This window comes from Flexivirga alba (assembly GCF_042661025.1).
Classification (GTDB): Bacteria; Actinomycetota; Actinomycetes; order Actinomycetales; family Dermatophilaceae; genus Flexivirga; species Flexivirga alba.
Map to the genome: position 1 here is coordinate 1,268,883 of NZ_JBHSWH010000001.1, position 20,578 is coordinate 1,289,460.

20 protein-coding genes are annotated in these 20,578 nt (G+C 65.8%); 13 read left to right on the forward strand and 7 right to left on the reverse strand.

What is annotated here, in order from left to right; all coding sequences use genetic code 11:
* Window positions 1-69 precede the first annotated feature (69 nt).
* Window positions 70-1,830, forward strand: a complete 1,761-nt coding sequence (locus ACFQDH_RS06210; RefSeq protein WP_382399491.1) for a hypothetical protein — start codon at window positions 70-72, stop codon at window positions 1,828-1,830.
* An 80-nt stretch (window positions 1,831-1,910) separates the two neighbouring features.
* On the opposite strand, the gene ACFQDH_RS06215 is transcribed toward ACFQDH_RS06210, so the two are convergent.
* Both ACFQDH_RS06215 and ACFQDH_RS06220 read right to left on the reverse strand, forming a co-directional pair.
* Window positions 1,911-2,375 carry an SRPBCC family protein gene (locus ACFQDH_RS06215; protein WP_382399493.1) on the reverse strand — a complete coding sequence of 155 codons (465 nt, stop codon included), beginning with the start codon at window positions 2,373-2,375 and terminating at the stop codon, window positions 1,911-1,913.
* A 16-nt stretch (window positions 2,376-2,391) separates the two neighbouring features.
* Window positions 2,392-3,429, reverse strand: a complete 1,038-nt coding sequence (locus ACFQDH_RS06220; protein WP_382399495.1) for a hypothetical protein — start codon at window positions 3,427-3,429, stop codon at window positions 2,392-2,394.
* A gap of 103 nt (window positions 3,430-3,532) precedes the next feature.
* Here ACFQDH_RS06220 and ACFQDH_RS06225 point away from each other — a divergent pair, with 103 nt between their 5' ends.
* From ACFQDH_RS06225 to ACFQDH_RS06240, 4 genes are all read left to right on the forward strand, one after another.
* Window positions 3,533-4,144 (forward strand): TetR/AcrR family transcriptional regulator, encoded by a 612-nt coding sequence (locus ACFQDH_RS06225; RefSeq protein ID WP_382399497.1) that lies wholly within the window; start codon window positions 3,533-3,535, stop codon window positions 4,142-4,144.
* A gap of 104 nt (window positions 4,145-4,248) precedes the next feature.
* Window positions 4,249-4,623 (forward strand): YciI family protein, encoded by a 375-nt coding sequence (locus ACFQDH_RS06230; RefSeq protein WP_382399499.1) that lies wholly within the window; start codon window positions 4,249-4,251, stop codon window positions 4,621-4,623.
* A 120-nt stretch (window positions 4,624-4,743) separates the two neighbouring features.
* Entirely contained in the window at window positions 4,744-6,012 is a 1,269-nt protein-coding gene (locus tag ACFQDH_RS06235) for an RNA polymerase sigma factor (protein WP_382399501.1), read from the forward strand.
* Between the two features lie 48 nt (window positions 6,013-6,060).
* Window positions 6,061-6,999, forward strand: a complete 939-nt coding sequence (locus ACFQDH_RS06240; RefSeq protein WP_382399503.1) for an alpha/beta hydrolase — start codon at window positions 6,061-6,063, stop codon at window positions 6,997-6,999.
* Here ACFQDH_RS06240 and ACFQDH_RS06245 read toward each other — a convergent pair.
* Complete coding sequence (locus ACFQDH_RS06245) at window positions 6,996-7,568, reverse strand: TetR/AcrR family transcriptional regulator (RefSeq protein ID WP_382399505.1); 573 nt, start codon at window positions 7,566-7,568, stop codon at window positions 6,996-6,998. The two genes, ACFQDH_RS06240 and ACFQDH_RS06245, sit on opposite strands and share 4 nt — an antisense overlap.
* 86 nt (window positions 7,569-7,654) lie before the next feature.
* Here ACFQDH_RS06245 and ACFQDH_RS06250 point away from each other — a divergent pair, with 86 nt between their 5' ends.
* Window positions 7,655-8,536: an SDR family oxidoreductase gene (locus ACFQDH_RS06250; protein ID WP_382399507.1), complete on the forward strand. Its 882-nt coding sequence runs from the start codon at window positions 7,655-7,657 to the stop codon at window positions 8,534-8,536.
* A 15-nt stretch (window positions 8,537-8,551) separates the two neighbouring features.
* Here the strand turns inward: ACFQDH_RS06250 and ACFQDH_RS06255 are convergent, their stop codons facing one another.
* From ACFQDH_RS06255 to ACFQDH_RS06270, 4 genes are read right to left on the reverse strand one after another with little or no spacing between them, the layout of a single operon-like run.
* Window positions 8,552-10,204, reverse strand: coding sequence for a thiamine pyrophosphate-binding protein (locus tag ACFQDH_RS06255; RefSeq protein ID WP_382399509.1), 1,653 nt, complete (start codon window positions 10,202-10,204; stop codon window positions 8,552-8,554).
* Window positions 10,201-11,253: an amidohydrolase family protein gene (locus tag ACFQDH_RS06260; RefSeq protein ID WP_382399511.1), complete on the reverse strand. Its 1,053-nt coding sequence runs from the start codon at window positions 11,251-11,253 to the stop codon at window positions 10,201-10,203. Before ACFQDH_RS06260 ends, ACFQDH_RS06255 begins: the two co-directional genes overlap by 4 nt.
* Before the next feature lie 20 nt (window positions 11,254-11,273).
* Window positions 11,274-12,140, reverse strand: coding sequence for an HpcH/HpaI aldolase family protein (locus tag ACFQDH_RS06265; protein WP_382399513.1), 867 nt, complete (start codon window positions 12,138-12,140; stop codon window positions 11,274-11,276).
* Window positions 12,140-12,769, reverse strand: a complete 630-nt coding sequence (locus ACFQDH_RS06270; RefSeq protein WP_382399515.1) for a CoxG family protein — start codon at window positions 12,767-12,769, stop codon at window positions 12,140-12,142. Before ACFQDH_RS06270 ends, ACFQDH_RS06265 begins: the two co-directional genes overlap by 1 nt.
* Window positions 12,770-12,999: 230 nt before the next feature.
* On the opposite strand from ACFQDH_RS06270, the gene ACFQDH_RS06275 reads away from it, so the two are divergent.
* The 7 genes from ACFQDH_RS06275 to ACFQDH_RS06305 all read left to right on the forward strand — a co-directional run bounded on the left by ACFQDH_RS06275 (window position 13,000) and on the right by ACFQDH_RS06305 (window position 20,574).
* Window positions 13,000-13,875: a PhnD/SsuA/transferrin family substrate-binding protein gene (locus tag ACFQDH_RS06275; RefSeq protein ID WP_382399517.1), complete on the forward strand. Its 876-nt coding sequence runs from the start codon at window positions 13,000-13,002 to the stop codon at window positions 13,873-13,875.
* Window positions 13,876-13,895: 20 nt separating this feature from the next.
* Entirely contained in the window at window positions 13,896-14,750 is an 855-nt protein-coding gene (locus tag ACFQDH_RS06280) for an amidohydrolase family protein (RefSeq protein WP_382399519.1), read from the forward strand.
* Complete coding sequence (locus ACFQDH_RS06285; protein WP_382399521.1) at window positions 14,750-15,496, forward strand: GntR family transcriptional regulator; 747 nt, start codon at window positions 14,750-14,752, stop codon at window positions 15,494-15,496. Before ACFQDH_RS06280 ends, ACFQDH_RS06285 begins: the two co-directional genes overlap by 1 nt.
* A 241-nt stretch (window positions 15,497-15,737) precedes the next feature.
* Complete coding sequence (locus tag ACFQDH_RS06290; protein WP_382399523.1) at window positions 15,738-16,637, forward strand: substrate-binding domain-containing protein; 900 nt, start codon at window positions 15,738-15,740, stop codon at window positions 16,635-16,637.
* A 64-nt stretch (window positions 16,638-16,701) separates the two neighbouring features.
* The gene (locus ACFQDH_RS06295) at window positions 16,702-17,565 is read left to right on the forward strand and encodes an amidohydrolase family protein (RefSeq protein ID WP_382399525.1); all 864 of its coding nucleotides are present in this window, start codon (window positions 16,702-16,704) and stop codon (window positions 17,563-17,565) included.
* A 199-nt stretch (window positions 17,566-17,764) separates the two neighbouring features.
* Window positions 17,765-18,727 carry an ABC transporter substrate-binding protein gene (locus tag ACFQDH_RS06300; RefSeq protein WP_382399527.1) on the forward strand — a complete coding sequence of 321 codons (963 nt, stop codon included), beginning with the start codon at window positions 17,765-17,767 and terminating at the stop codon, window positions 18,725-18,727.
* 179 nt (window positions 18,728-18,906) lie between these two features.
* Window positions 18,907-20,574, forward strand: a complete 1,668-nt coding sequence (locus ACFQDH_RS06305) for an ABC transporter permease (protein WP_382399529.1) — start codon at window positions 18,907-18,909, stop codon at window positions 20,572-20,574.
* The last annotated feature ends 4 nt before the right edge of the window (window positions 20,575-20,578 follow it).

Genomic DNA, 20,578 nt, shown 5'->3' on the forward strand with positions numbered 1-20,578 from the left:
GACGCTGCGGCCCGGGGTTGCTGACCCGGGCTCACTCCTTGGAACGCCGTTCTGGTCAGAGGAAGAGCAATGAGAACTCTCAGTACTAAGACGCCCCGGCACACCCTGCGACTGACTGCCCTCGCCGCGTGCGCACCGATGGTGCTCGCCACCGGCGTGTGGGGGTCGTCCGCGGCCGCCCCGTCGTCGGCGACTCCCGCGGTGTCCGCCACCCAGGTCGCCGTCCGTGGCCAGGTGCGGATGGTGGGTACGACGAGCCCGACCCGGCTCGCAGCCGCCGCAGCGAAAGGCAACGTCCAGCGCGCACACGTCATGCCGCTGCTGCGCCCACCGCGTCCGAAGGGTGCGGCTACCCGGGCCGTGTCGGCGGCTCCGCGGGTCAGCGGGCACGCTCGGCCGACCCGGGCCGCGCAAGCGCCGGTGACCACTTTCGACGGGGTCAGCGCGATCCAGAACAAGGCCGCTGCCGGGTTCGACCTCGAGCCGCCGGACGAGGGACTCGGGGCGGGCAACGGGTATGTCGCCAACTTTGTCAATGTGACCGGCGCGATCTACCGCACCAACGGCAGCGCGGTCACCGCCCCGTTCTACCTCAACTCGTTCTTCGCCGAACCGGCCAACGCGAACACGTCGGACCCGCGGGTCTACTACGACCCGTCCAGCCACACCTGGTTCGCCACCGTCCTCGAGTACGTCATCGCCAGCGACGGCATCACCATCACCGAGTCCCACGTGGATCTCGCGGTCAGCGCCACCGCAAACCCGGCGGGTACCTGGCGGGTCTACCGCATCCCCACCAGCAATCTGAACCACGCCGGGTGCCCCTGCCTGGCGGACTACCCGATCCTGGGGGTCAGCCGCGCCAACGTCTATGTGTCGACGAACGAATTCACCTCCGACGAGCAGAGTTTCAACGGTGCCCAGCTGTATGCCCTGTCAAAGTCCCAGCTCGTCGCCGGCCGGCCCTCGGTCAACGTCGCGACATTCGAGGACCTTGCCGCCGGAGGGGCGCCGGGTTACCACGTCCAGCCCGCGAACACCTTTCAAAAGGCACCGGCGGAGTACCTGATGAGCTCGCTGGACCCCAACGGCACCTTCGACAACCGGTTGGCGGTCTGGGCCGTCACCAACGAGGCCTCGGTCACCACCGGGCGCGGTATGCCGTCGCTGTCGGTGCGGGTCATCGGCTCGGAGGGCTACGCCTTCCCGCCGAACGCCCAGACCCCTCCCGGCTTCTGCAGCGGCAGCCTGTGCCTCGGCGGAGCCGGTGACTCCACAACCGGCGTCGTGCAGACCGATTTCGACGCGATGCAGGAGACCCAGTACATCAACGGGCAGCTGGTCGGCGCGCTGAACACCCGGCTCACCGTGGCCGGCGACACCGCCGACCGGTCCGGTGTCGCGTGGTTCGTGGTGAAGCCGACCGTCAACGGCGCCACCGTCGGCGCCCGGACCCATGTCGCCCGCCAGGGCTACCTGTCCACCAGCGGCCAGTACCTGCTCTATCCGCACCTCAACATGATCGGGAGCGGTTCGATGGCCTTGGTGTTCGGGGTCGGGGGCTCCGGCACCTATCTGTCCGCCGGGTACGCGACCGCCCGACCGGGTCGCGACTTCGGCCCGATCCAGCTCGCGGCGGCGGGCACCGGTCCGGACAACGGCTTCACCGGCACTGCGCAGTATGGCGGTGCGGGACGCTGGGGCGACTATTCCAACGGTGAAATCATCCCCGGCACCAACCGGGTCTGGCTGGCCACCCAGTACATCCCGAACAGTGGTGACGGCAACGCGAACTGGGGGAATGCCATCTTCCAGCTCCGACTGCCCTGAACCCACCCCAGCCGCTGCACCCGATCACGACGGATCCGGGGAGTGGACCTCCACTCCCCGGAACAGCGCGTCACTCCACGTCAATCGACGGACTCGGCGAGCTTGCTCAAGGAGTCCTCGAGCTGCGACTGGGAGATCAACGGGAAGGTGACCTTGCTCAGGATGTCCTTGTCGGTGACCTTCGACCAGTCATAGGTCAGGCTCACGTCGGTGGCATCCGCGCCCTGCTGCTGGAGCTCCCACACCCACTCCCATCCCGGCGGTTCGGTGCCGGCAGGCGCGGTCTTCCAGGACACCAGCTTGTCCGGGACGAATCCGGTCACTTGGTTGTCCGTCTGGTAGTCGCCGCCCATGTGGGGACCGGACATGTTCATCCGGAAGGTCTGCCCCACTGCCGTGATCCGGTCCGCGTGCTCGTCACTTCGGACGAATCCGGACCCGTCGAGCTGGACATGGTTCGCCGGGAGCGTCAACTGCTCGAAGACGGCCTTGGCAGGAGCCGGAATGCTGCGGGTGACGGTGATCGACTTCTCGTTGTCAGCCATGCCACGACCCTACGCTTCAGCCCGCCGCATGCGCAGGGTGCAACTCGGTCACCTCGATGTCGCTTGCGGAGGGTGCGCTCTCGGTCGGCCGGCGTCGGCGTTGTGCGGCACCGACCTGCAGCGCGAGTCCGAAGAAGAGCCAGCACCCGAGCACGACGAGCGACCGCGCGGAGCCGTTGCCGTCGAAGAACGCGACCGACCGGAGCGCCGTGTTGGCTGCGCCCGCCGGCAGCAACTGGCCCAGCGCGCCCCAGCCGATCGGAAGCATCTCGGGTGCCGACGACGCGGCCGAGAGTGCATTGCCCACGAGCATCGTCAGCACGGCTCCGAGCGCCAATCCTCTTGTCCCTAAAAGGCTTTCCATGCCGAGCACGGTCATCGAGATCGCTCCGAGGGTCAGCGCCAGCACCGCCGAGTTGGCGACGAACGGGCCGTCCAAAGAGCCGATCCAGCCCTGCAGGACGGCCGTCATCGCGAGACCACCGACGATCGAGAAGCCGGCCGCGACGAGTGTGCGGTCACCGCGGCGGCGGATCAGCACCGTGCTCAGCGACGCGCAGGCCAGGCCGCCCAGGACCGACGGCAGCACTGCCGACGTGATGCCGGTCCCGTGCGGGTCGTCGGCCGGCGCAGGCACCACGTCCGTCGTGTGCAGCTGCTTGTGTGTCGCGCCCGCAAGCTGAGCGCCGACCTGGTCGAGCAACTGCGCGACGCTGCTGGACCGGGCACTTGCGGTCAGCACCTCGACGCCGTTCGACGAGGCGACCAGGGCGCCATACGCCTTGTGCTCGGTGATGGAACGCACCGCATCGGCGCGCGTCGGCGCCAGCTGTATGGCGTACGCGCTGGGCTGCTGTATGACGAGCCGCTCGGTCAGCGGACCGGTCGACGCAGGTGGTCCGGCGATGACGATCGGCAGGTCGCGCGGTGCGCTGTTGGCGGCCGGCCAGGCGAAGAGAGCGAGCATCGCGCAGATCAAGGCGGTCAGGCTCACGACGAGCCCGAGGACTCGCTTGGTCTCGGGGCGGGTGACGTATGCGGTGGGACCCGACATCGACTATCTCCTTAAAACGAACACTCGTTCTTTTTGCAGAACTGAGCCTGCCCGGTTCGTTGATGTCTGTCAAACAGAAGATCCGTTCTTCTAAGCTGGCGGCATGCCACGAATTTCCGAAGCCAGACGGCTGGCGCGCCGTGACGAGGTCCTGCGAGCCGCTGTGCGCTGTGTGGTCCGCTCGGGCTATCAGGGCGTGACGATGGCGGACATCATCGAGGAGTCGGGGTTGTCCGCCGGCGCGGTCTACGGATACTTCGCCAGCAAGGCGGAACTCCTTGCCGCCGTGGCCGATTCGCAACTCGGCGTCATCGACGAAGTGATGGCCGAGGCGCTCGCCGACGGCGCGGTGCCCGATCCTGCGGACATCCTGGGCAGGCTCACCGATCATGTGCGCAAGCGGGCGTCCGGTCCGGACGGCGATCTGACGGTCGTCATCGTCCAAGCGTGGGGTGAGGCGATCTTCGGAGGCCCGATGCGGGATCTGGTGGCCGATCGGATCGGCAAACTACTCGATGGATGGACCGAGGTGGTCCGCCGTCGCCAGGCGGCCGGGTTCATCGACCCGGCGGCACGCCCGGCGGACGTCGGCTGGGTGCTGCATTCGATGGTTCCGGGCTACATGCTGATGCGGCTGAACGTGCGCGATCTGCCGCCGCGCAGGTATCTCGCCGGCGTGCACGCACTGCTCGACGGCCCGCCTCGAGAGGGCTGAGCAGCCGGCTCGGAAAAATTCTCCAACTCGATGTCGAAGACGCTGGTATGCATTCGACGTACGTGTGACAAGCAAGTCCGAAGCAACCAGTAGGAGAGATCGAGATGCCACGTTTCATGGGATTCGTCCGGATGGAAGAGAACGTCGGTATGCCGCCGAAGGTACTGTTCGATGCGATGGACGAATACATCGGTAAGCAGACCGCCAAGGGCGCATTCCTTGACGGCGGAGGCCTTTTCGGCAGCGAGGACGCGGTGAACTTCATCTCCCGCAAGGGTGAGGTCAGCCGGGTCGACGGCCCGTATGCCGAAGCCAAGGAGGTCGTCGGCGGGTGGGCGATCACGCAGTACGACAGCCTGGAGGAGGCCATCGCCGAGCAGCAGGAGTTCGCCGAGCTCCACGCGAAGTACTGGCCCGAGGTGACCGTGATCTCGACCATGCGGCAGATCTCGGACGGCCCGGAGGTCCCGGAGGCCTGAGCAGCCCGGTCATTACGCTGGCCTGCTGCGGCGTGAGCAAAGCTGCTGGGCAGGCGCTTGGCGCCTGACCAGCAACTTTGCTCACATCCGTACCTGTTCTATTTCTGATTCACTGCTCTGGTGCCGGCGCAGACAAGGGCGAAAGATCCGAACGAGGCAATCGTCGCCGCGTGGCGGGCCGAATCGGCCCGCCTCGTCGGCGCCCTCACCCGTATGACGCGAGACGTCGCGCTGGCCGAAGACCTCGCGCAGGATGCGCTCGTGGCCGCGCTCGAACAGTGGCCCACTGCCGGCATACCGGACAACCCGGGTGCCTGGCTGATGACGACCGCGAAGCGGCGCGCCATCGATCATTTTCGGCGCGCCGACGTCCTGCGTCGCAAGGTCGCCGAGCTCGAGCACGCCGGTGGGAGAGAGGAGCCGCAGATGCCCGACATCGAAGCTCAGCTCGATCACATCGAGGACGACGTCCTGCGCCTCATCTTCCTGTCCTGCCACCCGTCCCTCACTGCCGAATCGCGGGCGGCGCTCACCCTCCGACTGGTCGGCGGGCTCACCACGGCCGAGATCGCCCGCGGCTTCCTGACCACCGAATCCACTATGGGACAACGTATTTCGCGAGCCAAGAAGACGTTGGCGCAGGCGCACGCCGAGTTCGAGCTGCCGACCGGGCAGGACCGGATCGACCGCCTCGACGACGTTATGGCCGTGATCTACCTGATCTTCAACGAGGGGTATGCCGCCACGGCGGGCAAGGACTGGATGCGGCCCGATCTGGCGAACGAGGCGATGCGGCTCGCCCGCATGCTGGCCGACCTTGCGCCCGAAGAGCCCGAGGTCCTTGGCCTCCAGGCGCTGCTGGAGCTGCAGGGTTCGCGGATGCCCGCCCGGCTCGAAAATGACGGCACACCAGTCCTGTTGGAGGCCCAGGACCGGAAGCGCTGGGACCAGTTGCTGATTCGGCGGGGCGCGGCGGCCCTGCAGCAGGCCGAGCGCCTCGCCGCGCGCGGAAAACCGGTGGGGCGGTACTTCCTGCAGGCGTCGATCGCCGCGCAGCACGCCCGTGCTGCCCGCGCCGAGGACACGGACTGGCAGCGGATCGCGGCGATGTATGACGTCCTCGCCGAAGTGGCGCCAGGCCCGGTCGTCGAGGTGAATCGTGCTGTCGCGCACGGGCGTGCGTTCGGACCGGACGCCGGTCTGGCCGTGCTGGACGCGCTGCCAGCGGGCGCGCTGAGCGAATCACCGCTCGTACCAAGCGTTCGCGGCGATCTGCTCGAACGGGCGGGGCGCCATACCCAAGCGCGAGCTGCGTTCACCGAGGCGGCGGCGCTCACCAAGAACGAGAGCGAGCGGGCCATCCTGCGCCGTCGGGCCGAAAAGAACTGAAGAGTCGGCGCTCGCAGCGCCGTTCCGTCATACACAATGAGCGGCATCATGAACGCTGACACCTTCACCCTGAGCCGCCCCGACGGCGCGACGATTCACGCCTACCGCTGGATGCCCGACGGTGAGCCGACCGCGATCGTGCAGATCGCGCACGGCATGGCCGAACACGCCGGCCGATACGAACGATTCGCGCAAGCGCTGACTGGCGCCGGGTACGCAGTGTATGCCGAGGACCATCGGGGTCATGGCCGCACCGGCGAAGCGGCAACGCTCGGCTACTTCGCCGATGACGATGGCTGGAGCAAGGTCGTCGAGGACATGGACGCGGTGACCCAGCACGCCGTCGCCGCACACCCGGGGCTGCCCGTCGTGTTGTTCGGCCACAGCATGGGCTCGTTCCTGACGCGCGATTACGCGGTGCGTCACGGCGGCGACCTGAGCGCGGTCGTCGTCTGCGGCACGGCAGGTGATCCGGGCATGCTGGGGAAGGCCGGCGCGATGATTGCCGGCGTCGAGTCGCGCGTGCGTGGACGTCGCCATCCGAGCGCGTTGATGAACAAGCTCACCTTCGGGTCCTACAACGCCGCCTTCAAGCCGACGCGCACCGACTTCGACTGGCTCTCGCGCGATAACGCCGAAGTCGACAAGTACATCGCCGATCCACTGTGCGGATTCGTATGCACCTCAGGGTTTTACGGTGATCTGCTGGGCGGCCTGGCGATGGTCAACAGTGACGACGTGGTGGCCGGACTCCCAGCCGAGCTGCCGATGCTGGTCATCTCGGGCACGCAGGATCCGGTGGCCGGCAAGCAGGCGTCGGGCGTGAACGCGGTCGCAGATCAGCTGCGGTGGTCCGGGGTGGCCGACCTGACGGTGAAGCTCTACCCCGAAGCCAGGCACGAGTTGCTCAACGAGAGCAATCGGGACGAGGTCACCACCGACGTGCTGGCCTGGATTGCGCAGCGGCTGGGGCGTAGCGGTTTCTAACCGAGTGCGGCGCTCGCCGCGCGCAACGCCTCCAGAGCCCTCGAGATGTATGGCGTCAGCTCCGGCTCACCCTCGGCGTTCAGCCACTCGTCGAACCCGCGCTTGAAGGCGAGGACACCGAGCTCGGCGGCGAGCTGGGCGTGCAGGTCCGGCGCACCACGTACGACCAAGGCATCGGTCATCGCCGCGGCCAGGCCGACGCTTTTGAGCGAATCGCGTTCCTGCAACTCGGCATTGGCCGCAACGGCTGCCTTGATGCGCGGACCGATCTCGCGGTTCATCGGCCCCATCATCGAGGCGGCACGCTGCAGTCCGGCAGCCACCGCCTCGAGTGGTGTCGCCGTGGCGGGAGCGTCGGCAATGCCCTCGGTGAGGAGTTCGCCGAGCGCTGCCTGACCCGCGACCAGCAGCTCGCGCTTGTCGGGGAAGTGGCGGAAGAACGTGCTCTTGGCGACCCCGGCGCGCTCGGCGATCTGTGTGACGGTCGTGGCGTCATACCCCTGCTCGGTGAAGAGGTCGACGGCTGCCAGCACGAGCCTCTCGCGTGCTCCCGGTTCCCAACGTGCCATCCCGCCATCCTAGGTGATGGGACAAGAGTCTCATCACTTTGCTACGGCGATGGGACAAAGGTCTCATCACCATCGAGGGAGCATCAATGCACGTTTTCATCACCGGCGGCACCGGCCTGATCGGTAGCGCAGTCGTCGCCGAACTGCTCGCGGGCGGCCACACCGTCCTCGGGCTCGCCCGATCCGACGCATCCGCGGCGGCCCTCGAAGGGGCCGGCGCCGAGGTCCGGCGCGGCGGGCTCGCCGATCTGGACACGCTGCGCGCCGGCGCGGACACGACGGATGGCGTCATACATCTCGCGTTCGGCAACGACTTCAGCAGCCAAGAAGCACTTGCGGCGAACATCGCCGAAGAGGGCGCCGCGCTCGCCGCGCTCGGCGAGACACTCGTCGGCAGCGATCGGCCGCTCGTCACCGTGTCCGGCACTCCCGCCGCACCCGGCCGCGCCTCGACCGAGGCAGACCCGCTCCCGACGGACGGTCCGGTGGCCGGCCGAAGCCGCTCTGTCGCGGCGGTTCTCGATCTCGCAGCACAGGGCGTTCGTACCGCAAGTGTCCGGCTACCCCGGACCGTTCACAACAACGGCACCGGTGGTTTCGCCGGACTGTTGACCAACATCGCCCGGCAAAGCGGAGTGTCCGGTTACCCAGGCGACGGCACCCAGCGCTGGCCCGCCGTCCATGCACTCGACGCAGCCGTGCTCTTCCGTCTCGTGCTGGAGAAGGCACCTGCGGGCGCCGCGTGGCACGCCGTGGCCGACGAAGGCGATGCTGTGCGGGACATCGCGGCCGTCATCGGCCGTCGGCTGAACCTGCCGGTCGAGACCGTGCCCGAAGCGACCTACGGTCCGCTCGGTCAGGTCTTTGCAACCGACCAACCGGCATCCAGTGCGCTCACCCGCGAGAAGCTCGGCTGGGAACCGGCGCACGCGAGCCTGCTCGCTGATCTGGAGAACATCCAGCCCTGACAGAAGAGGTTTGACTCAGACCTCTTCGGCGTACCAGAGCCGTCGGTATGGCGTGCTCAGCACCTGGCGGGTGATCCGCGCGTCGATCACGGTTGGCCGCGGGTGTGCGGCATACGCGGCGATCGCTTGCGAGAGTTCCTCGGTCGTGGTCGCCAGCGCACCCTCGCCGCCGAGCGCTCGAGCGACGTTGCCGAGGTCGCGTGAGGGGATCAAGGACAAGTCCTCGCGCAGGCCCGAAACCTTGGACTTGTGGAACTCGGCGCCGAGGCCTTCGTCATTCATCACCACCACGAGCATCGGCCAGCCGTAGCGACAAGCGGTCTCGAACTCGGCCAGATGCATGATGAAGCTGGCGTCGCCCTCGACGACCGCCGTCGGGCGGTTTCCGGTGCCGACCACCCAGCCCATGGTGATGAGCGGCGCCTGACCGATCGCACCGAACATCCCGTAGTTGCTGACGATTCGGCGCGGGCGGTCGAAGAGCATCGTGCCGAAGTCGGTCTGATGTCCGCTGCCGAGCACGATCGGTATGTCGGTGGGCAGTGCCGCATCGATCGTGCGGATCGCCTGCCGGGGATCGAGACGCCCGGGCTCCTGGACGTAGTCGATCGGTTCTGTGCCGACCGCACCGAGTGTGCGTGCGACCTCGGCGCTCTGGAAGACCTCGTCGGGTCGGCCGATCGCGGACAGTTCTTCGTTCAGTGCCTGCAGGGTGACGCGCGCATCACCCTGCAGGTAGCAGTCGGCGAGCCGACCGGTACCCATGACGACGCTCGGCGCATTGTCGAGGTGGATGTACTTCGCCTCCGGGTAGAGGTAGCCGTATTCGGTCGTGTAGTGGTTGAGGCTGGCGCCGACAGCGATGACACAATCTGCTTCCTGCATCAGCTCCTGCGCGGTCTTGGATCCGTAGAGGCCGGAGATGCCGGCGTGGAAATCCGTCGCGCCGCGCAGCCACAATTTCGTCTGCAGTGTCGTGGCGAGGATGCCGCCACTGAGATCAAGAAGCTGGAGAACGGCCTCACCGGCATCGGCGTCCCGCGCTCCGCGACCGGCGATCACGACGACCTTGCGGCTGCCGGCGATCATCCGCGCGGCCTTCGTCACGAGGTCAGCAGGAGCGGAAAGTCTTGTGGTGTCTATCAATTCGCTGGACGGGACGTATTCGTCTCCGCCCGTGAACTCCTCCTTCTGGGTGTCCATCGGAGCGCTGAGGAGCACCGGCGTATGCCGGGTGCGTGCCACGTAGAACGCGCGGCTGACCGCGGACTGGGCGCTCTCGCCCTTGGCGACGCGGATGAACTCGCTCTCCGTGGCGTGCGCGAAGCGACGCTGATCCAAGTATTGAACGGCCGACTCGTCCCCGAGCGGGACCTCTCCGCAGAACGCGACGACCGAGGAGCCGGCCCGGCTCGCGGCAAGCAGGGACGTGGCGAGCTGGGAGACGCCCGGTCCGCTGGTCGCAGTCACGACTCCCGGTCGGCCGGCCGCGCGGGACCAACCGTCCGCCATACCGAGTCCGCAGCCTTCGTGGCGCACCTCGTACAACCGGGCACCGCGCTCCGCCATGGCGTTCATCCAGTGCATGTTGGCGTCGCCCATCATGCCGAAGACATCGGTGGTGCCTTCGGCGATGAATGCGTCGGCGAGCGCTTCGTAGACCTTCATGCGTTGCTCCGTTCGGTTGATGCGGCCGTGAGTCCGGCTCGGGACAGCGCCTCCGGGAGGCGGCTGAAGACGCGCAGCGCGTTTTCGTGGGTGATCTTGTTTCGTTCAACCGCAGGCAGATTCGTCGCTTCGAGCAGGAATCCGGTGTCGTCGTAGTGCCGCCCGGTCTCCGGGTTTCGACTGCGTATGGCGCCCACCATCTCCGACGCGAAGAGGATGTTGGAGGTGGGCACGGTGTGGGTCAGCAGATCCATGCCCGGCTGCCAATAGACGCAGGTGTCGAAGAAGATGTTGTTCCCGACGATCTCCTCGAGGGGGCGTCGACCCTGGTCCTGCATGGCGCCGCGATACCGGCCCCAGTGATAGGGCACCGCGCCGCCGCCGTGCGGGATGATGACGCGCAATTCGGGGAACCGCTCGAACAGATCCGATTGGATCAGCTGCATGAACGCCGTGGTATCGCCGTTGAGGTAGTGCGCGCAGGTGCCGTGCACGGCAGGGTTGCAGGACATCGAGGAGTGGATCATGGCGGGCACGCCGAGCTCGATCATCTTCTCGTACAAAGGGAAGTAGAGCGGATCGGTGATGGGCGGCGCCTGCCAGTAGCCGTCGGACGTGTCGGGGTTGAGGTTGCAGCCCACGAAGCCCAATTCGGCGACGCAGCGCTCCAATTCGGCCACGCTCGCATCGATCGTCGCGCCCGGCGACTGCGGCAGCTGGCAGACACCGATGAAGTTGGTGGGGTAGAGGTCGCAAACGCGTTTGATCGTGTCGTTCGCCAGCTGGCTCCAGGTCAGGCTGGTCTCCTGATCGCCGTAGTGGTGCGCCATCTTGCCGGCGATGGGCGAGAAGAGGGTGACGTCGATGTCGCGTTCGCGCTGCAGTTTGAGCTGGCTGCCCTCTAGCGCCTCGCGTAGTTCGTCGTCACTGACGGTCAGGCCGGCGGCGGACAGATGACGTCCCTCCGAGATTTCGGCTATCTGCCGATCGCGCCAGTCCTTGATCGCAGCGGGCACAGTGGTGAAGTGACCGTGACAGTCGATGTACATGCAGTCTCCGTGATTGGCAGTTAGTTGACGTCGATGTTCGGCCGGTCGCGTTCGGACAGTTGCCGAGCGACCTCGAGACCGGGGTACGTGACGACCGGTGCGGTCATTAGGAAGCGATATCCGTCGGCCAGGGCGCGTTCGGCGTTGGCGGCAGTGACGTGGGGATGCCCAACGGCGACACCGTGTTTCGCGCAGGCGGTGAGCACGCGCTCCTTGTGAGCCAGGACTGTCGGATGCTCGAACTGACGGGGCACACCGAGCTCTTGGCTGAGGTCGCCCTCGCCGATCAGGACGAGCCCGATACCCGGGACCTGCTCGAGTATGTCGTCGAGGTTCTCGATGCCGGCGCGGTCCTCGATCATGATGACGACCAGGATCTCGCCGTCGTCGTCGAGCGACCAGACTCCGGCCCGTCGGTAGTACTCGTCGAGAGGCACGCCCCAATAGCGGGCCGCCGCGACCGGGCTGTCGCCGCGCTGGCCGGCCGGTCCGTGCTGGTCAACTCCCGGATACCGGCACGCCGCAACGGCATTCGCGGCTTCCTCGACGGACGTGATGTGCGGCCAGACGATGCCGTAGGCACCCAGGTCGAGAGCTTGTTTGGCGTGCCACTGGGCGCGCTCGCTGCCGTTGGGTGGGATGCGTACCAGCGGCGTGATGGCCGGTGCCGGCCCGCCAGCTTCCAGGATGGTGCGGCGATTCAGTAGGTACTGGAACGCGTTTCGTAGCTCGGGGACGTCCCACGGCTTGTGCTCGGCCTCGAACAGAACGGCGTCATACGACGTGGTCGACAGGTCCAGTGCGGCATTGGCGTTCGGCGCACAGAAGCTGGCGAAGACCCGCTCACCGCGTTCCAGCCGCCGCGCGACTCCGTTGAGTTCTGCCATTAGTGTTGCCCTTTCGTGCCACGCAGCCGATCCACCAGTTTCGTCCAGGCCTGTCGGACGCGTGCCATGAACGTGAGATGTGGCCGGCAGTCGGCCTGAGTGGCGACGGTCGGTGCTGTGTCGGTGAACACGGCGGAGCCAGTGGCAGGTGCGAGGACCGCTGGCTGCGCCGGAACCGTGCTGAGCGCGAGCTTCGTCGACAGGCACTCGGTGAACTCGCGCGTCATCCGACCGACGACGACGCTCGCGCCCGACGCGATCAGGGTCGCCAGCTTGCCGTTGATGTCGAGCGCTCCATTGAACTCGACCGCGGATCGGTCCGGGTCTGTTGCACGAACCTCGAAGTTCGCCGAGCCACCGACGCGGGTCGCACCCTGCTGGTCGGCCCCGGTGATCCGGAGTTGCCCGGTCATCGTGCTGTGGTCGACCTCAAGATCCACCTTCGTCCGGAACTTCACCCGGATGCCGCCGAACTTCACGCCGATGGTTGCGTCATAGCTTCCGTCGTCGTGTTGTTCGCCCAGCTGGCAACCGCCGATGCACGATGCGACCGCCTGGGGATCGGAAACGATCTCCCAGACCCGCTGCGGGCGGCCGTCCACGACGACGCGCTCCTTGACCTCGATCATCAAGTCTCCTCGTAGATTGTGTAACAAAATCCGAGGCTAGCAGGTCGGAACGATTGACGTAAGTACTCTGCGGCAAGAGGTTGTGCAACGAGCCCGTCTATGATTGAGTTCTAATTGTTCAACAAGATTGGAGTGATTGTGTCATCACTATCCGTCGCCTTCGGCGACTATCCGCATGTTCGCCCCTTCCTCGAGGGGGAGAGCGAGTTGCCGGTCACGAGATCGAGCCGGTGACCGTCAAGCCCATCATCAGTGCGTACCGCCGGATGATCCGGGATCTCGAATTCGACGTTGCCGAGCTGGCGCCCGTCACCTATGTCATGGCGCGCGAGGCCGGCATCCCGCTGATCGCGATCCCCGTCTTCATCAACCGCAAGTTCCACCACAGCGACATCGTGTGCGGTCCGAAGTCAGGCATTCGGGCGCCGAAGGACCTGGAAGGCAAGGAAGTCGGGGTGCGCGCGTTTTCGGTGAGCACCGGCGTCTGGGGCCGTGGTCTACTGGCCGAGCAGTATGGCGTGGACATCGAGTCCATCACCTGGGTGGTCGACGACGACGACCACATCCAGGGCAAAGAACCCGCGAACCAACGCCGAGTGACCGACGACCGATCGCTCGAGTCCTTATTACTCGCCGATGAACTCGGCGCAGCTTTCTCCGGCAACGCAGGTACGGGTCGCGCGGGAGCGCCCCGGGAAGGCTGGACCGAGACCGCGCCGGCCGACACCGAAGAAGCGGCGTCATACCCGCTCTTCCCGGACGCGAAGGTCCTCGAGCGCGACTGGTTCCTACGCACCGGCGTCTACCCCCTGCACTCCGTCATCGTCATACGCAGCGAGCTGGCGGAGCGGGCACCCGAGCTGCCGACCGAGCTGTATGCCGCACTCGTGCGCAGCAAACAGAAGTACCTCGCGGAGGACCCGACCTGGGCACAGCAACCGCGCCTGGCCCGACAGGCTGCGCAGGTCGGCGGCGATCCCGTGCCGTATGGCGCGGAGCCCAACCAGCCCAGCATCGACGCGCTCGTCCGATACAGCGCGGAGCAGGGGCTCATCTCAAACCGTCCGACAGCCCTGTTCGCTCCCGGCGACTACCCGGTGGGCTGAACCCAGTGAAGGAAACCTCGATGCGCGTCGACGCCCATTGCCACATCATCTCCAACAACCTCGAGACCTACCCACAGAACCCGCTTGGCGGCAAGCAGTCCAAGTGGGCGGCTGCCCGGCCGGTCACTGCGGAGGGTCTGTTGGACCGCATGGACAGCAACGGAATCGACCAGGCCGTGCTGGTGCAGGCGACGACGAACTACGGCTACGACAACAGTTATGTCGTGGACAGCGCGCGTCGTTGGCCGGACCGATTCACGGTGGTCGGCACCGTTGACCCCGTCAAGCCCGGCGCAGCCAGCTGGCTGCCGAAGGCGCACGAGGAGGGCCTGGCCGGCGTACGACTCTTCACCGCCGGGAGCACGCTCACCGGCCAGAGCAACTCGTTCGTGAGTGCAGAGTCCGATGAATTCTGGCTGACCGCAGGCAAACTCGGCGTCCCCGTGTGCCTGCAGCTCAAGCTGGACTCCGCTCTCGACGAACTGCACACGGTGCTGGCGAGCTACCCCGAGGTCACCGTGCTGCTCGACCATTGTGGTTACCCAGATGTTGAGGCCGACCCTGCTGCAGCTGCTCAGACCGTGGTCGAACTCGCAAGATATCCGCGCCTGTTCCTCAAGCTCACCCATCGCACGCTCGAACCACTGGACAGGTTGGGTGAGTCGGCGATCAACTTCCTGCGCCCGGTCATCGATGCGTTCACCGCCGACCGCATCGCCTGGGGGTCGAACTGCCCGGCGGCCGAGCAGCCGATGGAGGAACTTGTCGGGTTGGCGAACGACGTTCTCGATGTCCTCTCCGACGACGAGCGGGAAGGTATCTTGAGCCGAACCGCTCGTGTGCTGTACCCGTCACTGGAAGTTGGAACCCGCTGATGTCGTCCGTAGAGAACGCGGGGAGAGCCGCATCCCGAGATGCTGGCGAGATCACGAACTCGGAGAGCAACGGCTCGGGCGACTCCCGGCTGGCGACGACGAGTGCGCGGGTCTACGAGGAGCTGCGCACGGCCATTCTGGCCGGTGTGTTTCCTCCGGACAGTCGCCTGACGGAAGCGGATCTCACTTCGCGCTTCGCTGTCTCCCGGGGGACTCTCCGGTCGGTGCTGGCTCGGTTGGTCCAGGAGGGTTACCTCGTCAGCGAGGCCAACCGGGGAGCGCGCACGCGTTCGTTCTCGGTCGAGGAAGCTATCGAGATTCTCGACACCCGGGAGTTGCTGGAGTCGGCGCTCGCGGCGCGGGCCGCCGAGCGCGCCACGGACGAGGACATCGCCGACCTGACGAACCTCGTGGAGCTGATGGCGGAGGCCAACCGCACCGGCGGTCGTGAGGAGTATGCCGGGCTGATCCGCCGGTTCCACGAGCGAATCCGCCAAGCCGCGCGACAGGCAACGCTCACCCGGTATGTCGGCCAGTTGATGTATCCGCTGGTCCTGCGGCAGTACCGGCCGATCGACAGCTCTCATCCACGGCCGGAGTCGCTGGCCGAACAGCAGGCCATCCTCAGCGCGATCATCACCCACAACGCGAGCGCCGCGGAAGCCGCAATGCGTCACCACGTCTCTGCGGCCGGAAGAGCGCTTCAGATCGGTGTCGGTGACGTGGACGACCGCCCGCAGCACTGATCTCTTGAACTCGAAACGGGCCGGCGATTGCCGGCCCGTTCTGTGTGGCGCCGTCATGCGGGTGTGGCTGACTCATCCTCCGAGTACATCTCACTTGTCGAACAATAAGTAACTTCGGCATGGGCGTCTCGGTGACCAATTTCGTTCAGAGTGCAGAAAATTCGGCAAACTCGTTGTGCGTCGTGCGGTCCAGTGTTAGCGTGATCACACTAAGTTGTTAAACAATCAGAAGCGAGGCGAGATGTCGAGCGTGACTCGGATGGATGTGGCGGTGCGGCGGTATCCGCACACCGGAGCATTGTTGGACGGGCAGGTGACGGCGGACGGACTTGAGCTGCACTTCGCAAATGTCGAACCGATCCACCGGGCGTTCGCGCCGATGGTTCGTGAGCTGCGGTATGACGCGTCGGAGCTGGCCATCGCAACACTGTTCCAAGCCGTCGAAGCCGGCGTACCGATCGCCGCTTTGCCGATCGTGCTGCACGGCAACTTCCACCACCGGTCGCTCTCTGCCCTCGATGGAGCCGCTCTCTTCCCAGGGGACCTTCGCGGCCGACGCGTCGGCGTGCGTTCCTACACACAGACCACCGGCCTGTGGGTTCGCGGAATACTTGCCGACACCTACGGGGTCGCCGCGCAGGACGTCACCTGGGTGACCAATGAAGGCCCGCACGTCGCGTCCTACCACGAGCCGTCGAATGTCGAACGTACCGACAAGGAGCTGCTGCCGCTCCTGAGGGAGGGCGACGTCGATGCGGTCCTCATCGGAGCCCGCTCCGCCGACCATGTGCAGGAGCTCGCGCCGCTGATCGCCGACTCCGAATCGCAGCAGAGCCAGTTCTACGACGCGAACGGCTGGATTCCGATCAACCACCTTCTGGTCGTCCGGAAGGACTTGCTGGAGGACAACCCGACGGCCGTGCGAGCGCTCTACAGCGGGTTCGCGGCAGCGATCGACGCGGCGCGACCGGACGAGCCAACCGGTTCAGTGCGCGAGATTGTCGTCCAGCACGGCATCACTGACACGTTGTTGGCGACTCTTGACGCGGCCCTGCGTCACGCTCGAGAGCAGGAGCTCATCAGTTCGGACCTGAGCGCAGCGGACTTGTTCCACGACTTCGAGAAGTACGCCGGCGAGTGACCGACTGCCCGTCGCCGCTTCCCCTGGACGACGACCTCACCCTCTCAGACAGGAGCAATTAGCGATGACCCAGTTCGACACCCATACCCACGCGATCTCGCCGGACACCGATCGATATCCGGTGCAACCACTGGGCGGAACCCGCTCCGAGTGGTCGCAGACCCGTGCAGTCGACATCGACGGACTCCTCAGGTCGTTGGACGCCGCCGGCGTCGAGCGCGCAGCCTTGGTGCACGCGTCGACGGTTTACGGCTTCGACAACAGTTACGCCGCCGACGCCCTCGATCGGCACCCTGATCGCCTCGTCGGTGTGTGTGCCGTGGACTTCCTGTCGCCCACGGCGATCGACGACTTACGCCATTGGATCGGCGAGCGGGGGTTCAGCGGCGTCCGGATCCGTGTGTCCGACGGAACCACGGCGGTGCCCGCCCAGGGGTCTGGAGTCTCCGACGAAGGCATGGCAGCGGTCTGGGATTACCTTGATACACAACACATCCCGGTGTGTATCCAGATGCACTCCAAGGACACGAACAAGCTGGTTTCGGTGCTGGAGCGGCATCCGCGACTCACTGTTCTGCTCGATCACGGCGGGCGTCCGAACGCCGCCGGAGGCCCGCCATACAACGGGCTCGACGAGCTGGCAACGCTGTCGAAGTACGACGGCGTCCACCTGAAGATCACGCCACCGATGCTGCGCCGGCTCGGTGAGGAGCCCGGCGTCGACGCCATCGAAGTGGTGGGCGAACTGGTTCACCGGTTCGGTGCCGATCACCTCATGTGGGGGTCCAACTTTCCCGCATCCGATGGGACGCTCGCCAGTTTGCGCGACAGCATCCACAGTCACTTCGTCGGGCTCACCGACGCGCAATTGACCGGCGTGCTCGGTGCGAACGCAGCACGCGTCTACACAGCGTCAGCCGCCGGCTGATCGCAACACATCACAGTATTGGCTCGAAAGAGCCACCTCTTGAAGGAGATTCACGATGACCGGTTTGACCGCTCCTGGAGCGAAGTCATCGAAGGTGCGACTGCGCCGGGGATCAGTGGTCTTGGCTATCGCGGTCCTTGCGAGCACGAGTGCGTGTGGCGGGTCCGGGTCCTCGAAGGCGACAGACCTTCCGACGTCCATGAGCGGTCTCTACACGCAGGCGAAGAAGGAAGGTGTCGTCTACTGGTCGGCGCCGAAGCCGCAGGCCCAGATGCAGAGCGCGATCGACCTGTTCACGAAGAAGTACCCGGGTGTGCAGGTCAAGTACACGAACACCAAGGCGCCCGACCAGGTGAGTCAGATCAAGTTGGAGCAGGCGGCCAAGAAGGTGACCGTCGACGTCGGAAACGCCGGTGGACTGACCGTTGTGCCTTCGATGAAGCTCGCTGACAATGTCGACTGGGCGAAGTACGGGATCGCCAGTGACAACATCTTTGAGAAGAACATGGTCTACATCTGGGCCGTGCCGAAGGTGTGGGCCTACAACACCACCAAGGTGAAGGCGTCCGAGGTGCCCAAGACCTGGAACGACCTGCTCAACTCGCGCTGGTCCGGTGGGAAGGTCTCGATTGAGTCCCGGGCCTCCTTCATGACCGTCTGGGATCTTGACTCCGGAATGGGCGGCGAGGGAAAGGCTCTGCCGTGGGCGAAGAAGCTCAACGCGCTGAAGCCGCACTACACCGATAACACGACGCAGTCCGAGGCACCGATTGAATCAGGTCAAGTCGACATGGGCACCAGCCTGATCAACCTGGTGCTGTCCGCCCAGAAGAAGGGCGCGCCCGTCGCCGTCGCACCACTGTCGCCGACCAACGCCAACGAAGCGTATTTGTATGTCCCCAAGTACGCCCCTCACCCAGCGGCTGCGGTGCTTCTCACGTCGTTCCTGTCTTCGGCTGCCGCGCAAGCAGCACTGTCGAAGTCCTACAACTCCCGCATTCCGGTCAGCACCGATTGTTCCAACGCCGGCCAGACTCCCGTGCTGAAGGCGATCTGTGCCGCCGGTCTGAAGTGGTATCCCACCAAGTCCCTGGCGCAGTACCAGAGCCTCAGCGCGTTCTTCCCGAAGGCTGAGAAGGCCCTCGGCACCAGTGTGGGCTGATTCACGACCGTGTCCCATGCACCCCAAGACGCAGAGGATCTGCTGATGAAAGTCGTACCAGGCGACCAGGTCGGGTCGACCGAGACGCGCGATCGGGCCGACTCGGAGACCGCGCATCGCCCGCCCCGCTGCGCGGAACGCGGCCATGGAACGGCGTACGGCTGCACGGTTTCGGGATCGTGGTCAACCTGGTCATGGTCGCGCTAATCGCCTACCTGGTCCTGGTGCCCCTGGGCATCCTGGTCTATTCGAGTCTCAAGCCGACCACGACCGATCTTCCGTTCGAAGTTCCTGGCTTCGGGCTCTCCAACTATCGCGATGTGTTCTCGTCGGGTCGCCTCGGGACCGTCAGCCTCAATACCGGCATCTACGTGGTCGGCTCCCTTGTGGTCGCCCTGGTGCTGTCGGTGGCATTCGCCTACCTGTTCGAGCGGACCGACATGCCCGGCAGGCGCTTTCTGGCCCCGCTCGCGTTGGCACCTCTCGCCGTGCCGGTGACGGTCATGGCGATCGCGTGGGCGCTGGTCGCCAATCCCGCGAACGGACCGCTTGCCATCGTCCTGCGCAACACGATCGGATTTCATCTCGACATCTACTCGCTGGCGGGAATGATCACCGTGATGGGCATCTTCGGGATACCCAGCATGTATCTCATGATCGCGCCGGCATTCGCACAACTGAACCCGGAGCTGGAGGAGGCGGCCGCCGCGACGGGAGCGCCGCTGCACCGGCGGCTCAGGCTCATCGTCTTTCCGTTGATCGGGCCGGCCGTGTCCGCCGCTGGCATGTTGCTGGTCGTCATCGCGCTGGAGGGGTTCGCGATTCCGGCGATCCTCGGCCTGCCGCACCAGATCTTCGTCTACAGCAACCTGATTCAGTATTCGTTGCAGCCGCCTAGCGGGCTGCCTGACTACGGGCAGGCAAGCACGTATGGCGTGCTGATCCTGGTGTTGTCGCTGGCGATGCTCCTGGTCTACCGGCGGCGCGTGCGAGATGCCGATCGGTACAAGGTCGTCACCGGCAAGGGGTATCGGCAGCGGCCGACCCCGTTGGGTAAGTGGCGCGTTCCGATGGCGGTGATCGTCTCGGTCGTACTGTTCGTCGGAGTGGTGCTGCCGATCCTGGCCCTCATCTGGACAAGCCTGTCGCCATACTCCCGACCGTTCACGATGTCCGGGCTTCGAACGATGACGTTCGCGCCATACACACGAGTCTTCTCGGCGCCGGACCTGACCCATGTTCTGACGAATACTGCAGAGGTCGTGTTGATCACCGCGACCCTGACGACGGCGCTCTCTGTGTGGATCGCCATGGCAGCCGCCCAGCGCCGATTCTGGGGGAGTGGGTTCCTCTTCGAATCGACGTTCTTAGTCATGGGCATTCCCAGTGTCGTGCTGGGGTCGGCGGTTCTCTTCCTCTACTTGTTCCTACCCATCCCCATCTACGGGACCATCTGGATCATTGTTGTCGCACTGACGACGCGATTCCTCGCCCGAGGGGCACGGGTCGTGCAAACGGCGCTCTTACAGATCGATGAGGGGCTGCTGGAAGCAGGCCGAGCAACCGGCGCGTCATCGGCGACAGTGACCCGCAAGATCCTGCTGCCGTTGTTGAGCCCCGCGCTGTGGCGGCTCTGGTTGTGGGTGTTCGCGCACGCACTGGGCGAGTTGCCCATTGCCCTGCTGCTCACCGGTGCAGACAACAAAACCCTGATCGTCATGCTCTGGGACACCTACACCTCGAGTGTGGACTATCCCGAGGCAAGCGCACTGGCAGTCATCATCATGCTCATATCGACGGTTGCGGTGTGGGTCGTCAACAGGCGTGGCGCGCCACGCGAGGCATAGGAGA

Coding starts and splice junctions, on each gene's coding strand:
- ACFQDH_RS06210 (WP_382399491.1), top strand. CDS start 70: ATGAGAACTCTCAGTACTAAGACGCCCCGGCACACCCTGCGACTGACT.
- ACFQDH_RS06215 (WP_382399493.1), bottom strand. CDS start 2,375: ATGGCTGACAACGAGAAGTCGATCACCGTCACCCGCAGCATTCCGGCT.
- ACFQDH_RS06220 (WP_382399495.1), bottom strand. CDS start 3,429: ATGTCGGGTCCCACCGCATACGTCACCCGCCCCGAGACCAAGCGAGTC.
- ACFQDH_RS06225 (WP_382399497.1), top strand. CDS start 3,533: ATGCCACGAATTTCCGAAGCCAGACGGCTGGCGCGCCGTGACGAGGTC.
- ACFQDH_RS06230 (WP_382399499.1), top strand. CDS start 4,249: ATGCCACGTTTCATGGGATTCGTCCGGATGGAAGAGAACGTCGGTATG.
- ACFQDH_RS06240 (WP_382399503.1), top strand. CDS start 6,061: ATGAACGCTGACACCTTCACCCTGAGCCGCCCCGACGGCGCGACGATT.
- ACFQDH_RS06245 (WP_382399505.1), bottom strand. CDS start 7,568: ATGGCACGTTGGGAACCGGGAGCACGCGAGAGGCTCGTGCTGGCAGCC.
- ACFQDH_RS06250 (WP_382399507.1), top strand. CDS start 7,655: ATGCACGTTTTCATCACCGGCGGCACCGGCCTGATCGGTAGCGCAGTC.
- ACFQDH_RS06255 (WP_382399509.1), bottom strand. CDS start 10,204: ATGAAGGTCTACGAAGCGCTCGCCGACGCATTCATCGCCGAAGGCACC.
- ACFQDH_RS06260 (WP_382399511.1), bottom strand. CDS start 11,253: ATGTACATCGACTGTCACGGTCACTTCACCACTGTGCCCGCTGCGATC.
- ACFQDH_RS06265 (WP_382399513.1), bottom strand. CDS start 12,140: ATGGCAGAACTCAACGGAGTCGCGCGGCGGCTGGAACGCGGTGAGCGG.
- ACFQDH_RS06270 (WP_382399515.1), bottom strand. CDS start 12,769: ATGATCGAGGTCAAGGAGCGCGTCGTCGTGGACGGCCGCCCGCAGCGG.
- ACFQDH_RS06280 (WP_382399519.1), top strand. CDS start 13,896: ATGCGCGTCGACGCCCATTGCCACATCATCTCCAACAACCTCGAGACC.
- ACFQDH_RS06285 (WP_382399521.1), top strand. CDS start 14,750: ATGTCGTCCGTAGAGAACGCGGGGAGAGCCGCATCCCGAGATGCTGGC.
- ACFQDH_RS06290 (WP_382399523.1), top strand. CDS start 15,738: ATGTCGAGCGTGACTCGGATGGATGTGGCGGTGCGGCGGTATCCGCAC.
- ACFQDH_RS06295 (WP_382399525.1), top strand. CDS start 16,702: ATGACCCAGTTCGACACCCATACCCACGCGATCTCGCCGGACACCGAT.
- ACFQDH_RS06300 (WP_382399527.1), top strand. CDS start 17,765: ATGAGCGGTCTCTACACGCAGGCGAAGAAGGAAGGTGTCGTCTACTGG.